Origin of the sequence: Streptomyces sp. NPDC014734, from assembly GCF_043083325.1 — a bacterium.
Lineage (GTDB): Bacteria > Actinomycetota > Actinomycetes > Streptomycetales > Streptomycetaceae > Streptomyces.
This window is the reverse complement of the sequence record NZ_JBIBYN010000005.1, coordinates 130,719-143,331: the sequence shown is the minus strand read 5'-3', so window position 1 is coordinate 143,331 and position 12,613 is coordinate 130,719. Positions and strand designations below refer to the sequence as shown.

The following is a 12,613-nucleotide window of genomic DNA, read 5'->3' as shown; positions in this document are numbered from 1 at the left end:
GCGGGCCGGGAACGGACGGGGCGGGCCGGGAACGGACGGGGCGGTCGCCGCTTCGGCACGTCCGCATGTCCGCACGTCGACCGGCGCGGGTCCCGCCGCCCGCAGCGGCCGGCTCGTTCAGCCGCGCAGCGCGGGATGGTCGGCGACCACCGTGCACGAACCCGGGGCGATCTCGGTGAACCCGGCGTCCCGCACCACGGGGAGCCCGCTCCTCGTGAGATCCGGCCAGCGGCCCGCGTCCGCGACGGCGACGGAGAGCGGGAAGCCCGCCTCCCGCCACTCCTTGCGCTCCGTCTCCGACAGCTCCCACCAGGCGAGCTGCGCACCGTGTCCGGCCTGCGCCATCGCCTTGCCCGCGGACATGTCCAGCCCGGGGTTGAGCCACAGCACGGGTTCCGAGCGGTCGGGCGCGGCAGGCGGTTCCGGATCGTCGAGATCCGTCCCCGACACCTGGAGCTTCGCGAGTTCCTTCGGCCAGCCGTCCAGGGGCACCGGCGGGAACACCCGTACCTCGGCGCCGTCGCCCGCGACGGTGATGCCGGGCAGCGCGGACGCCTTGCGCCACTCCGCGCCGCGAGCCCTGCGCACCACCTTCCGGATCCGGGCGTCCTGCCAGTCCCGCATCGCCCGGGCCCACTCGCCCTCGCCGGTCGAGCGTGCGTCGGAGAGCATCACGAGTACCGCGCGGGCGGCGGTCCGCAGCGCGTCGGTGCGGGCCGGGGGCGCCGTCTTCTCGATGTGCACGACCAGCGGCAGGACGTACTGCGGGGCCTCGTCACGGTTCGTCCGCTCGGACTCGAACGGGCTGTCCGCCGGGGCGGGGCCGGACTCCGGCACGGACGGGGCCGGGGGCACGGTGGTGTTGTCGTCGTTCACCCGTACCAGTCTGCCAGCCGCCGACGGGCCCCCTCCCGGTGGACGGGGAGCGCTGTTCCGGGCCGGGAGAAACACTTCTTGGCGGAACGGGACGCTCCGGGTGAGGATGCACCGCATGAAGAGCGATCTCTTTTCCAGCGAGAACCTGGCGCAGCAGGCCACGGCCCCGGGGATGACCCTGCAGAACGCCAAATCCATCAAGTACGCCGTCAACGGCGAGATGCACGCCCGGCAGGGATCGATGATCGCCTTCCGCGGTGATCTCCAGTTCGAACGCAAGGGCCAGGGCATCGGCGGCCTGCTCAAGCGCGCCGTCACCGGCGAGGGCCTGCCGCTGATGGCGGTCCGCGGCCAGGGCGAGGCGTGGTTCGCCCACGAGGCCGAGAACTGCTTCATCGTCGAGATGGAGCAGGGCGACGTGCTCACCGTCAACGGCCGCAACGTGCTCTGTTTCGACCCCACGCTCTCCTACGAGATCAAGACGGTGAAGGGCGCCGGAATGGTCGGTGGCGGCCTCTTCAACAGCACCTTCACCGGCAGCGGCAAGCTGGGCCTGATGTGCGACGGCCACCCGATCGTGATACCCGTCACACCCCAGCAGCCGGTGTGTGTCGACACCGACGCGGTGGTCGGCTGGAGCGCCCACCTGACCACGTCCCTGCACCGTTCGCAGAGCTTCGGTTCGATGGTCCGCGGCGGGTCCGGCGAGGCCGTCCAACTGCGCCTGGACGGCGAGGGCTTCGTGATCGTCCGGCCCAGCGAGCTCAAGCAGGAGAAGGCGTCGGCCAACTGAGACTCGACGGGGTGGGGCGCCGCTACGGCCTTCGTGGACCCTGGGTGCTGCGCGGGGTCGATCTCGACCTGCCCGCGCACCGTCTCGTCCGGGTCGAGGGTGCCAACGGCACCGGCAAGTCGACGTTGCTGCGGCTGCTCGCCGGGATCGACACCCCGACGGAGGGAAGGATCACCGGTCGCGGGCCGCGCACCGCGTACGTTCCCGAGCGCTTCCCGGCCGCACTGCCGTTCACCGCGGTCGGCTACCTCGTGCACCTGGGCCGGATCCACGGTCTGCGGTCCACCGAGGCGGCGGACCGGGCGACGGCCTGGCTCACCCGGTTCGGTGCGGCCGACCACGCCCGCACGCCGCTCGCGGAGCTCTCCAAGGGCACCAGCCAGAAGGTCGCCGTGGCCCAGGCGCTGCTCGCCGAACCGGAACTGCTGGTTCTGGACGAGGCGTGGACCGGACTGGACACCGCGGCCCGCGACGAACTGGACCGGGCCGTCGGCGAACGCGTCGCGGCGGGTTCCACCGTCGTCTACGTCGACCACGACCCGCGCCGACTCGCCGGGACGGCCGACGCAGTGTTCCGGGTCGAGGGACACGGGCTCCACGCACTCCCCGCGTCGCGCGCCACGGCGACAGGGCGGCGGGTCCGGATCGAGGCGGCGGGCCCACCGGGCGCCGAACACCACGCCGGACTGCCGGGCTCGCCCGCCCACACACCGGCGGCCGACGGCGGCACGCGGTTCACCGTCGACGCGGCACACTCCGACGCCCTGTTGCGCGCGCTGCTCACCGCCCGGCCGCCCTGGCACATCCGGAGCCTGACCCCCGAGCCGCCATGACCGCCCTCCTGCGCTACCACACCGCGCTCCTGCTCCGTTCCCAGCGCTGGCTGGCCCCCGTCCTGCTCCACGCCGCCTTTCTCACCATCGGCGTGCAGTGGGCGCAACCCGTGCTCGACTCGCTCGGATACGCCGCGGCCGGACTCCTGCCCGTCTCCGCCTGGCTCGTGCACCTCTGCGCCGACCTGGAGCCGCCCGCCGCCCGGACCGTCGTCGCCGGGGCGGTCGGCACACCGCGGGCCCATCTGGCGTCCCTGCTCGCCGGGTTCGGCTGCGCCGGGGTGCTGGGCGCGATCGCCACCGCGGCCGTGCTGCTGATCAGCGATCCGGCGAGCACCGACCGCACCGTCCCGGTACCGCTCCCGCAGGCCGGGACGGCCGGACTGCTCGCCGCCGCCTGCTGCGCGCTGCTGGGCGGAGCGATCGGCGCGCTGTGCACCCGGCCGGTGCTGCACCATCGCGGCTGGTCCGTCGCGGCGACCGTGTTCGCCGCGACGCTGTGCCTGGTGACCACCGGATCGCCCGCGAACAGCGCCGTGACGGGCCTGGTCACCGGATCACGGACCGGCACGGTGCATCTGCCGGTCCTGCCGCTCGTCGTGGCCGCCGTCCTGGCCGCGGCGGTGACCGCGCTCGTCTGCCGACTCGCCGCGGCGCGCGGCTGAGTAGGCTCGCCGTCATGGACGAACAGACCGGTACACACACGGCCGGGCACGGCGACGGGCCCCACCGTGCCACGCCCTCCGAGGTCGTCGTGCCCGCCGCGGACGCCGTGCCCGCAGAGACTCCCGCGCACGCCACCGCGGGCGACCGGTACGCGGAGTGCGTGCTGTGCCGGAAGCCGACCGAGTACCCGGAGACCGTCAAGGGCGTCACGCTCTGCCCGGTCTGCGAGTGGCAGGAGGCCCAGCGCACCGCGTGCCCGGGCTGAACCGGCCGCGCCGCCCCGCCTCCGCGCCTCAGCTCGGACACCTCCGCGAAGCGGTCCCCGCGTGCTCCCGGAATCCCCCGGTCCGCCGAAGGCCCGAGGGGGCTGGGCCCGCCGGAAACCACCATGGACGGGACACGTCGGCGGAGCACCGGACCGGACCCGGACACCGGCACGGCATCCCTGCTCCCGCACCGGAACGTGAGGCGGCGGCGCGCACACGGGACACCGCCCCGCGGCGGGTACGGGGCAGACGCCGTCCGTCCCGTACCCGCCGTGCCGGAGCCTCCGCCTCAGCGCCTCAGCGCCACGGACCCGTCACGGCGAACGTCGTTCCGGGCGTGTAGCAGTTGACGAACATGGTTCCGCCGTCCGGCGCGAACGTGACCCCGGCGAACTCGCCCCAGGCGGGTTCCCCGGCCGTCCCGATGTTCTGGCGGCCGCGTGCCATCGCGTACACCTCGCCGCCCCGGGTCAGGCCGAACACGTGCTGGGCCCCGTCGCCGTCCTCGCACACCATCAGCCCGCCGTCCGGGGCCAGGCAGATGTTGTCGGGGCACTCCCCGGGGAGCTGAACGTCCGCGCCGGGACCGAACACGACGACCAGCGTGAGCCGGCGCCGCCGCGGCTCGTACCGCCACACCTGGCCCTGGTGGTCGGCGGCCGAGCCCTCCGCGCTGTGGGCGAAGCTGGAGACGAAGTAGACGCAGGAGCCGCCCCAGTAGCAGCCCTCCAGCTTCTGCGCGTGCGTGATGCCCTTCGGCCCGAAGTCCTGGAACCGGATCGGGGTGCTGGCCGCGAGCGGATCGGGCACCGGCACCCATTCCACTCCCGTGAAGCTGGTGCCGGTCTCCTGGACCACGGAGAGGTCGGGGACGCCGGGCACGCGCATGGCCTCCAGGTGGCCGCCCGCCCGCAGTGACCCGGTGCCGCCGAGCGGCTTCTGGGGCAGGAAGCGGTAGAAGAGGCCGAACGGCTTCTCGAACGCGTCCTCGGTCTCGTACACGATCCCGTTCGCCGGGTCGATCGCGATCGCCTCGTGCTGGAAACGGCCCATCGCGGTGAGCGGCACGGCTCCGGTGCGGCGCGGATCGGCGCCGTCCACCTCGAAGACGAATCCGTGATCCTTCGTGTACCCGTTGGTGCCGGCCCTGTCCTCGGTTTCCTCGCAGGTCAGCCAGGTGTTCCATGGAGTGCGTCCGCCCGCGCAGTTCACCGCCGTACCGGCGATGGCGACGCGCTCGCCCAGGACGTTGCCGCGACCGTCCAGCTCCAGGGCGGTGCAGCCGCCCTTGCCCATCGGGTCGTAGGTGAGGCCCTCGACGGCCGGGACCCGGATCGCCGCGTCGACGCGGTTCTCGTGGTTGCGCACGAGGCGGACGTGACCGTGGCGGCCCGCGAAGGCGGCCATGCCGTCGCAGTGGCTGGGCACCGGGCCCTCACCGGAGCGGAGCGGGTCGCCCTCCCGGGACAGCACCCGGTGGCGGAAGCCCTTCGGGAGGTCGAGCAGACCGTCCGGGTCGGGGACCAGCGGTCCGTAGCCGGTGCGGCCGGTGTGGCCGCCGCGGTCCAGGGCCCCGGCGGTGCCGGTGAAGAGTTCGGTGAACGCCCCGGCGAAGGCGACCGAGGCGACGGCCGCACCGCTGCCGGCCAGGACCTGCCGACGGGTGGCGCGGAGGTGTGACTCTGCTGATGACATGAGGCGACTCCCTGCTGGCGGACAGGAGAAGTGACCCGCATGTGTGTACCACGCGCGCTGTCGCGCCGGAACCATGCGGGCCACTGCGCCCCGTGCGTGTCACGCGGCCGGGCCCCGTGACACGGACTCAGGGCCTGTCGGGCGACCTCGGCCACCCGGCAGGCTTTCAGGCCAGGGAGGCGGTGAGCGTGATCGTCGTGCCCGTGAGCGCCTGGCTGACCGGGCAGTTCGCCTTGGCGTCCTCGGCGGCCCTCACGAAGCCCGCCTCGTCGAGCCCCGGCACCTCGCCCCGGGCGGTGAGATGGATGCCGGTGATGCCGGTGCCGGGCTGGAAGGTGACCTCGGCCCGGGTCTCCAGCCGGGTCGGCGGGTTGCCCGCCGAGGTCAGGCCGTGGGACAGCGCCATCGAGAAGCAGCTGGAATGGGCCGCCGCGATGAGCTCCTCGGGAGAGGTCTTCCCGTTCGGCTGCTCCGCGCGGGACGGCCACGAGACGTCGTGGTCGCCGATGCCGGAGGAGTCGAAGGTGACGACGCCCTTGCCCTGGAGCAGATTGCCTTCCCAGACCGTGTGTGCCTGACGCGTGGTAGCCATGCAGGTCGATCCCTTCGGACGGTGTGCGCGGTGGGACGCACGGGTCGCCCCCGGACGCCCGTGCGGGACGCCCCGGAGCCCGTGCGGTACGTCCCACGGAGGGACGCACCCCACGAACCTACTGCGCCACCAGCCCCTTCGCGTCGCGCGCCAGCGCCGTGAGCCGGGAGATTGCCCGGAAGTACTTCTTCCGGTACCCGCCGTTCAGCATCTCGTCGCTGAACAGCCGGTCGAACGGCTCCCCGGAGGCGAGGACCGGGACCTCCCGGTCGTACAGCCGGTCGGCGAGGACCACGAGCCGCAGCGCGGTCGCCTGGTCGGGCACCGCCCGGACCTCGGTGAGACAGACCGCCCGCAGGTCGTCGGTCAGTGCCCCGTACCGGCTCGGGTGGACCCGGGCGAGATGGGCGAGGAGCGAGGGGAAGTCGTCGAGGCTGGCGCCCTCGGTGGCGTACGCGGCCCGGGTGACCTGTTCCTCGGAGAACGGCGACGGGGCCTCCGGGAGTCCGCGGTGGCGGTAGTCCTCGCCGTCGATCCGCAGCGGACGGAAGTGCGCGGACAGGCCCTGGATCTCCCGCAGGAAGTCGGCGGCGGCGAACCGGCCCTCGCCGAGCTTGCCGGGCAGTGTGTTGGACGTCGCGGCGAGCGCCACGCCCGCCTCCACCAGCCTGCTGAGCAACGACGACACCAGCACGGTGTCGCCCGGGTCGTCCAGCTCGAACTCGTCGATGCACAGCAGTCGGTGGCCGCTGAGCGTCTTCACGGTCTGCTGGAAGCCCAGCGCGCCGACCAGGTTGGTGAGTTCGACGAAGGTGCCGAACGCCTTCAGTTCGGGAGCGGCGGGCGTGGCGTGCCAGAGGGATGCCAGCAGATGGGTCTTGCCGACGCCGTAGCCGCCGTCGAGGTACACGCCGAGCGGCGCCGTCGGCGCCGCCGCCTTCCTGCCGAACCACTTGCGCTTGCCCGAGCCGGAGGCATGAGCTCCGCCGAGCCCGGCCGCGAAACCGCTCAGCACCTCCACCGCCTCGCGCTGGCTCGACTGCTTCGGGTCCGGCACGTACGTGTCGAAGCGCACGGAGTCGAAGCGCGGTGGCGGCACCATCTCGGCGACCAGGCGGTCGGCGGGGACGTGCGGCTCGCGGGCGCACAGGGACAGCGGGGCCGTTTCGGATATGGGGCTCTGCCCCGGCACGGCGGTGGAGGACGACACAACCCACCACTGTAGACGGGTCCGGCGGGAGGGCCCGCTGCCTCGCGGGCCCGGGGCACGCCCCGGCCGTGCCGCCCTCCTGCCGGACCCGTCCGCGGGGGCCGTGGAAGACTGCCGGACATGCGACGCCTGTTCCCCGTTCCCTGTGACCCATCCGACACCGAGGTATCGACCGGCACCGGGGTATCGACCGGCACCGGGGTATCGACCGGCACCGGGGTATCGACCGGCACCGAAGGGGAGTGGGGCCTCGACGCACTGGCCGACGCCTACGCCTACCCCGGCACGGACGGCCCCTGGCTGCGGGCCAACATGGTGTCGACGCTCGACGGCGCCGCCCAGCACGACGGTCGTTCGCAGCCGATCTCCTGCGCGGGCGACATGCGGATCTTCGGCACTCTGCGCGGGCTGGCGGACGTGGTCGTGGCCGGGGCGCAGACGGTGCGTCAGGAGGGCTACCGACCGGCCAGGGCCCGCGAGGCGTTCGCCGCCCGCCGGGCCGCCGCCGGGCAGGGGCCCGCCCCGGCGATCGCCGTGGTGAGCGGCAGCCTGGACCTGGACTTCTCGCTGCCGCTGTTCGTCTCGCCGCTCGTCCCGACGCTGGTGCTCACGGGTGCCGGGGCCCCTCCCGGCCGGATGGCGGCGGCGCGCGACGCGGGCGCCGAGGTGGTGATCGCCGGGGAGGGTTCCCGGGTGGACCCCGCCCGGGCCGTGCGGGAACTGGCCGACCGGGGCTTCCGCCGACTGCTCACCGAGGGCGGGCCCCGGCTGCTGGGCCAGTTCGTGGCGGCCGGGGTGCTGGACGAACTGTGTCTGACGCTCTCGCCGATGCTGACCGCCGGGGACGCGCAGCGCATCGCGGGCGGTCCCGGGACGGATGTGCCGGAACGATTCGCCCTGGCGTCGATGCTGGAGGAGGACGGGTTCCTGTTCACCCGGTACCGTCGGGTTGAAAAGAGCGGAATTTCCCGTTCCGCTTAGCTTTCGGTGGGCACAATTACTCTCGCAGACCCCGTGTGGGCACGGGGAAGGATGGTTTCAGCAGAGACCGGCGACGGTCACTGAAGCAGAAGGGCACCCGTGGTGTTCACCAGCGTTTTGATGATCGAGAAGCCGCTGACTTCCGAGGATGTCGACTTCGTCACCACCCTGCACGGTGACGAGCAGACCTCCTTCGTCGTACTGATGCAGCCGCGCGGTGACCAGGCCGATGTGCTGTTGCGGGCCATCGACGACCTGGCGATGGGCGAACTGAAGGAAGCCGCCCGCGAGGCCGAGGAGCCCGAGGGCGGGAACGCCAGGAAGCCCGCCGAACTGGCGCTCGAAGTATCGCTGGAGGCCCTGCGGCAGGCAGGCTCCGAAGCGGTCGGACAAGTGATCGAGGATCACCCCCTGGACATGCTGAAGTCGGTGGTCGAGGAGGCGGGGGCGGACGAGGTCATCGTGCTGACCGCGCCGCACTACGTGGAGGAGTTCTTCCACCGGGACTGGGCGTCCCGGGCCCGCCACAAGGTCGGAGTCCCGGTGCTCAAGCTCTTCGCGCACAGCGAATAGGCTGGGGCCCCTGCGGGTCCGGGGAGAGACCGGTCCGCGACCGAGCACACCCAGCACCCGGAGGACTCACACATGGCACCCGGTATTCCTGCCGCCATGGAACGGCCGCACTTCATCGGCATCGGCGGCGCCGGAATGTCGGGCATCGCGAAGATCCTCGCCCAGCGCGGCGCGAAGGTCGCGGGCAGTGACGCCAAGGAGTCGGAAACGGCCGAGGCCCTCCGGGCGCTGGCGGCGACCGTCCACATCGGGCACGCCGCCGGAAACCTGGCGGACGACGCCTCCTGCGTGGTCGTCTCCAGCGCCATCCGCCCCGACAACCCGGAGCTTGTGCGCGCCGCCGAGCTGTCCGTCCCGGTCGTGCACCGCTCCGACGCGCTCGCCTCCCTGATGGGCGGTCTGCGCGCGATCGCGGTGGCCGGTACGCACGGCAAGACGACGACCACCTCCATGCTGGCCGTCGCCCTGTCCGAACTGAACCTCGACCCCTCGTACGCCATCGGCGGCGACCTCGCCGGGCCCGGCACCAACGCCGTGCACGGCGAGGGCGAGATCTTCGTCGCCGAGGCGGACGAGAGCGACCGCAGCTTCCAGAAGTACGACCCCGAGGTCGCGATCGTCCTCAACGTCGAGCTGGACCACCACGCGAACTACGCCTCGATGGACGAGATCTACGAGTCGTTCGAGACGTTCGCCGGCAAGATCGTCCCGGGCGGCACGCTGGTGATCTCCGCCGACCAGTCCGGCGCCGTCGAGCTGACCGGACGGGTGCGCGCCCGGTCCTCCGTGAACGTCGTCACCTACGGCGAGTCCGACTCCGCCGACGTGCGCGTCCACCGGATCACCCCGCGCGGCCTGACCAGCGAGGTCACGGTCCTGCTGAACGGGAAGTTCCTCACCTTCACGGTCTCCGTGCCCGGCCGCCACTACGCGCTCAACGCGGTCGCGGCCCTCGCCGCCGGTGTCGCGCTCGGCCTCCCGGCGCACAACCTCGCCTCCGCGCTCGGCGCGTACACCGGGGTCAAGCGCCGCCTCCAGCTCAAGGGCGAGGTGGCGGGCGTGCAGGTGATCGATTCCTACGCGCACCACCCGACCGAGATGACTGCGGACCTCGAAGCGATGCGCGGCGCGGTGTCCGACGCCCGCCTCCTCGTCGTCTTCCAGCCCCACCTCTTCTCCCGCACCCAGGAACTGGGCACCGAGATGGGGCAGGCCCTCGGCCTCGCCGACGCCTCCGTGGTCCTGGACATCTACCCGGCCCGCGAGGACCCGATCCCGGGCATCACCAGCGAGCTGATCATCGACGCGGCGCGGGCGGCGGGCGCCGACGTCACCGCCGTCCACGACAAGGACGCCGTTCCCGGCGTCGTCGCGGGAATGGCGAAGCCCGGCGACCTCGTTCTCACCATGGGCGCGGGCGACGTCACGGACCTCGGCCCGCGGATCCTGGACCACCTGTCGAACTGAGGGAGCGACGTGTCGTACGACATCGAGAAGCCGGACGAGCAGTGGCGGGCGGAACTGACCCCCGCCGAGTACGCGGTCCTGCGCCAGGCCGGCACCGAACCCGCCTTCGTCGGTGAGTACACCGACACCAGGACCACGGGTGTCTACTCCTGCCGGGCGTGCGGCGCGGAGCTGTTCCGTTCCGACACCAAGTTCGAGTCCCACTGCGGCTGGCCGTCCTTCTACGACCCGAAGGACACGGACGCCGTCGAACTGATCCAGGACCGCAGCCACGGCATGGTCCGCACCGAGGTCCGCTGCGCCCGCTGCGGGTCGCACCTCGGCCATGTCTTCGAGGGGGAGGGCTACCCGACCCCGACGGATCAGCGGTACTGCATCAACTCGATCTCGCTGCGCCTGACGCCTGACGCCTGACGCCTGACGCCTGACGCCTGACGCCTGACGCCTGACGCCTGACACCTGACACCTGACACCTGACGCCTGACGCCCGAGGCCTGACGCCCCTCCTTGATCCCCCGCCTGCGCGGTCGTCCCGATCGACCGCGCAGGCGTTTCGGCATGCCCCGGGGCACTGCCGGAAGGCGCTTTCGGGCAGCCGAGGCCGCTTCCGGCCCAAAGGGAAGGAATCGTGCGTCTGATCGATCGTCTGTGGTGTGTGGCTGACCCGTTCGATAGCGTGGCGTGAAAGCGATCTTTGCTCATGGGTACGGGGGGTCACCACGATGTCGTTCGAGGACGAGTGGCGCGCGGAGAAGGCCGCGGTCGCCATGAATCTGAATCAGGCGGGCGGCAACGGTGGTTCGACACCGGCCAAGGGATCCGCCGACTACGTGGTCGTGGACGACGAGCTGGGGGACATCGGCCACGCCGCCCATGAACTCTTCAGCGGCCTCCAGGCGGCCGGCAAGCACACCGACGTGGCGAGCGAGGCCGCGGCGGCAGCGACGGCAAGATGTCCGACACCCGGGCCCGCCTCTAGAGGGGGCTGTCCGCCGCCCTTGTCACTGACACCGGACCCGACTCCCCGATCGGTTCGCCCGGTGGTATCACTTCTGCCTGGAGTGACCGGCTCATCGCCCTTGCCCGCGATGGCAACGGCCTGCCCGACCGCCACCCCGGGGCGCTCAGGGGCGGCGTCGAGGGCCAGGACCCCTCGGCCCGCGCCGAGTTCGGTGCACCCGTGACTCCGATTCCGATCGTCGGTGACGCCATTCAGCGCTTGGTCGATGTCGGTACCGCCGAATATCTCCAGGGTGCCAACGCCGAGGTCGACAGGAAGACGCGGGAAGCCATGGTCGACCACTTCGACAACGGCCAGAGGGAAATGGACACCCTTCTGGAGCGGATGGCACTGCGCAGGGGGCTCACGAAGGACGAACTTGACTTGAGCCCGGGTGAGTTCGAGGACAACATCCAGCGTCTCGCGGAGGAGTGGTATCAGCACGGCATCAAGGATTCCGACTTGAAAATGGGTGAGCGGTAGTGAACAGGAAGCGGGTCCTCTTGTTCGCCCTGCCGACCGTGGTCGCGGCGGCGACGCTGACGCTGGTGCTGTGGCCAGGTGACGACGAGCGGCCGACGCGGAGCCTGTGCTTCGGAACATTGAGCGAGACGACGGCCGAACTGATCGACGATGGCAAGGGCGGCGAGATCAGCTCGCAGGAGTGGGAAAGGAAGGGGAAGGGGGACCTGACGGTGATGAAGACCTGCGTCCTGTCGCGCGGGAACCCGGACAGCACCACCAAGCGGGGGGTGTATTCGCTGATCATCGAGGACACCCGGATCGACGGGGGACAAGCGAAGGGCGCCGTGCCTCTCGGCAACGGAATGACTGGTTGGGCGACGGCCACGGAGGCGGTTGCCAGGTTGCCTGCTGCATGTGCCCGCAGCATGGGGTCCACGGCGCCGTACATCACCGTGACACTCAGCAAGTCGTCGGGCGTGGAGAAACACGGTGCGGAGGATCAGGACAGGGCGGTCCGCGACAGCGCGACGGTGGTGCGCGAGAGCGCTGCCAACCTCGCAAGAGCAGAGAGCTGCTGAGAGGCGGACAGAGGGTTTCCGATGAACAAGAGGTACTTGGTGCTACCGGCCGTGCTCGTGGCTGCGGCGGCCGTCGTCGCCACGGTGCAGCTCTGGCCCAGCCCGCTGAAGGATCTACGGGCGAAGAACCTGTGCCTGGGGATGCTCACGGAGGAGACCGCGGGCCTGCTCCACGACCGCAAGGGCGGCAAGCCGGCCGTGGACGAGTTCCGGCCCGGCAAGGATGACAAGGACAAGCGGGGGGACCCGGTGTTCTCGACCATCTGCTTCGTAGGACGCGACACGGGCGAGGGCAGGGCGCCGCGGGCCCAGTACACGCTCGACGTCCGGCCCACCAACAGCCTGAACGAACCCTTGAAGGGCGCAGCCCCGTTCACCGACGGCGGGTCAGGGTGGGTGGGTCCCCGGCAGAGCGAGGTCCAACTGCCCGCCTCCTGCCCGGAGAAGATGAGGACGGACGCCCAGTACGTCACCGTCCTCCTGAAGGTCGCGCCCGGTGTCGTCGTGGCGGAGGACTGGAACGACGCCGCCCTGGTCGAGGCCTCCCGCTCCATCGTCCGGGAGGCCGTCGCCAACCTCACCAAGCAGTACGGCTGCGGCTGACCGGGCGCACGGGCA

15 protein-coding genes are annotated in these 12,613 nt (G+C 71.7%); 11 read left to right on the top strand and 4 right to left on the bottom strand.

Going from position 1 to position 12,613, the window contains the following annotated elements:
* Positions 1 to 117 precede the first annotated feature (117 nt).
* Positions 118 to 876, bottom strand: a complete 759-nt coding sequence (locus ACF1CT_RS11285; protein ID WP_391783558.1) for a peptidyl-tRNA hydrolase — start codon at positions 874 to 876, stop codon at positions 118 to 120.
* 115 nt (positions 877 to 991) lie between these two features.
* On the opposite strand from ACF1CT_RS11285, the gene ACF1CT_RS11280 reads away from it, so the two are divergent.
* The 4 genes from ACF1CT_RS11280 to ACF1CT_RS11265 are packed head-to-tail and all read left to right on the top strand — an operon-like array spanning position 992 to position 3,433.
* Positions 992 to 1,669: an AIM24 family protein gene (locus ACF1CT_RS11280; protein ID WP_391783557.1), complete on the top strand. Its 678-nt coding sequence runs from the start codon at positions 992 to 994 to the stop codon at positions 1,667 to 1,669.
* A complete protein-coding gene (locus tag ACF1CT_RS11275) occupies positions 1,666 to 2,502 on the top strand; it encodes an ATP-binding cassette domain-containing protein (RefSeq protein WP_391783705.1) in 837 nt (278 codons plus the stop codon). Before ACF1CT_RS11280 ends, ACF1CT_RS11275 begins: the two co-directional genes overlap by 4 nt.
* Entirely contained in the window at positions 2,499 to 3,167 is a 669-nt protein-coding gene (locus ACF1CT_RS11270) for an ABC transporter (protein ID WP_391783556.1), read from the top strand. Before ACF1CT_RS11275 ends, ACF1CT_RS11270 begins: the two co-directional genes overlap by 4 nt.
* Before the next feature lie 14 nt (positions 3,168 to 3,181).
* Positions 3,182 to 3,433 (top strand): hypothetical protein, encoded by a 252-nt coding sequence (locus ACF1CT_RS11265; protein WP_391783712.1) that lies wholly within the window; start codon positions 3,182 to 3,184, stop codon positions 3,431 to 3,433.
* A 298-nt stretch (positions 3,434 to 3,731) separates the two neighbouring features.
* On the opposite strand, the gene ACF1CT_RS11260 is transcribed toward ACF1CT_RS11265, so the two are convergent.
* The 3 genes from ACF1CT_RS11260 to zapE all read right to left on the bottom strand — a co-directional run bounded on the left by ACF1CT_RS11260 (position 3,732) and on the right by zapE (position 6,931).
* Positions 3,732 to 5,129 (bottom strand): alkaline phosphatase PhoX, encoded by a 1,398-nt coding sequence (locus tag ACF1CT_RS11260; RefSeq protein WP_391783555.1) that lies wholly within the window; start codon positions 5,127 to 5,129, stop codon positions 3,732 to 3,734.
* Between the two features lie 166 nt (positions 5,130 to 5,295).
* Positions 5,296 to 5,721 carry an OsmC family protein gene (locus ACF1CT_RS11255; protein WP_391783554.1) on the bottom strand — a complete coding sequence of 142 codons (426 nt, stop codon included), beginning with the start codon at positions 5,719 to 5,721 and terminating at the stop codon, positions 5,296 to 5,298.
* Between the two features lie 118 nt (positions 5,722 to 5,839).
* Positions 5,840 to 6,931 carry a cell division protein ZapE gene (gene zapE / locus ACF1CT_RS11250; RefSeq protein WP_391783553.1) on the bottom strand — a complete coding sequence of 364 codons (1,092 nt, stop codon included), beginning with the start codon at positions 6,929 to 6,931 and terminating at the stop codon, positions 5,840 to 5,842.
* Between the two features lie 120 nt (positions 6,932 to 7,051).
* Between zapE and ACF1CT_RS11245 the strand changes: the two genes are divergently transcribed.
* From ACF1CT_RS11245 to ACF1CT_RS11215, 7 genes are all read left to right on the top strand, one after another.
* On the top strand, positions 7,052 to 7,912 hold the full coding sequence (locus ACF1CT_RS11245) for a pyrimidine reductase family protein (RefSeq protein WP_391783552.1): 861 nt from the start codon (positions 7,052 to 7,054) through the stop codon (positions 7,910 to 7,912).
* 120 nt (positions 7,913 to 8,032) lie between these two features.
* Positions 8,033 to 8,485, top strand: a complete 453-nt coding sequence (locus tag ACF1CT_RS11240) for an indole-3-glycerol phosphate synthase (protein ID WP_391783704.1) — start codon at positions 8,033 to 8,035, stop codon at positions 8,483 to 8,485.
* A gap of 72 nt (positions 8,486 to 8,557) precedes the next feature.
* Positions 8,558 to 9,952 (top strand): UDP-N-acetylmuramate--L-alanine ligase, encoded by a 1,395-nt coding sequence (gene murC / locus ACF1CT_RS11235; RefSeq protein ID WP_391783551.1) that lies wholly within the window; start codon positions 8,558 to 8,560, stop codon positions 9,950 to 9,952.
* A gap of 9 nt (positions 9,953 to 9,961) precedes the next feature.
* The gene (gene msrB / locus ACF1CT_RS11230) at positions 9,962 to 10,366 is read left to right on the top strand and encodes a peptide-methionine (R)-S-oxide reductase MsrB (protein ID WP_391783550.1); all 405 of its coding nucleotides are present in this window, start codon (positions 9,962 to 9,964) and stop codon (positions 10,364 to 10,366) included.
* Between the two features lie 766 nt (positions 10,367 to 11,132).
* On the top strand, positions 11,133 to 11,435 hold the full coding sequence (locus ACF1CT_RS11225) for a hypothetical protein (protein WP_391783549.1): 303 nt from the start codon (positions 11,133 to 11,135) through the stop codon (positions 11,433 to 11,435).
* 20 nt (positions 11,436 to 11,455) lie between these two features.
* Positions 11,456 to 11,995 (top strand): hypothetical protein, encoded by a 540-nt coding sequence (locus tag ACF1CT_RS11220; RefSeq protein ID WP_391783548.1) that lies wholly within the window; start codon positions 11,456 to 11,458, stop codon positions 11,993 to 11,995.
* Positions 11,996 to 12,016: 21 nt separating this feature from the next.
* A complete protein-coding gene (locus ACF1CT_RS11215; RefSeq protein WP_391783547.1) occupies positions 12,017 to 12,598 on the top strand; it encodes a hypothetical protein in 582 nt (193 codons plus the stop codon).
* Positions 12,599 to 12,613 lie beyond the last annotated feature (15 nt).

Bases quoted from the DNA above. Each gene is read 5' to 3' on its own strand.
- ACF1CT_RS11240 (WP_391783704.1), top strand. From the start codon at position 8,033: ATGATCGAGAAGCCGCTGACTTCCGAGGATGTCGACTTCGTCACCACC.
- ACF1CT_RS11260 (WP_391783555.1), bottom strand. From the start codon at position 5,129: ATGTCATCAGCAGAGTCACACCTCCGCGCCACCCGTCGGCAGGTCCTG.
- ACF1CT_RS11270 (WP_391783556.1), top strand. From the start codon at position 2,499: ATGACCGCCCTCCTGCGCTACCACACCGCGCTCCTGCTCCGTTCCCAG.
- ACF1CT_RS11265 (WP_391783712.1), top strand. From the start codon at position 3,182: ATGGACGAACAGACCGGTACACACACGGCCGGGCACGGCGACGGGCCC.
- ACF1CT_RS11215 (WP_391783547.1), top strand. From the start codon at position 12,017: ATGAACAAGAGGTACTTGGTGCTACCGGCCGTGCTCGTGGCTGCGGCG.
- ACF1CT_RS11280 (WP_391783557.1), top strand. From the start codon at position 992: ATGAAGAGCGATCTCTTTTCCAGCGAGAACCTGGCGCAGCAGGCCACG.
- ACF1CT_RS11245 (WP_391783552.1), top strand. From the start codon at position 7,052: ATGCGACGCCTGTTCCCCGTTCCCTGTGACCCATCCGACACCGAGGTA.
- murC (WP_391783551.1), top strand. From the start codon at position 8,558: ATGGCACCCGGTATTCCTGCCGCCATGGAACGGCCGCACTTCATCGGC.
- ACF1CT_RS11255 (WP_391783554.1), bottom strand. From the start codon at position 5,721: ATGGCTACCACGCGTCAGGCACACACGGTCTGGGAAGGCAATCTGCTC.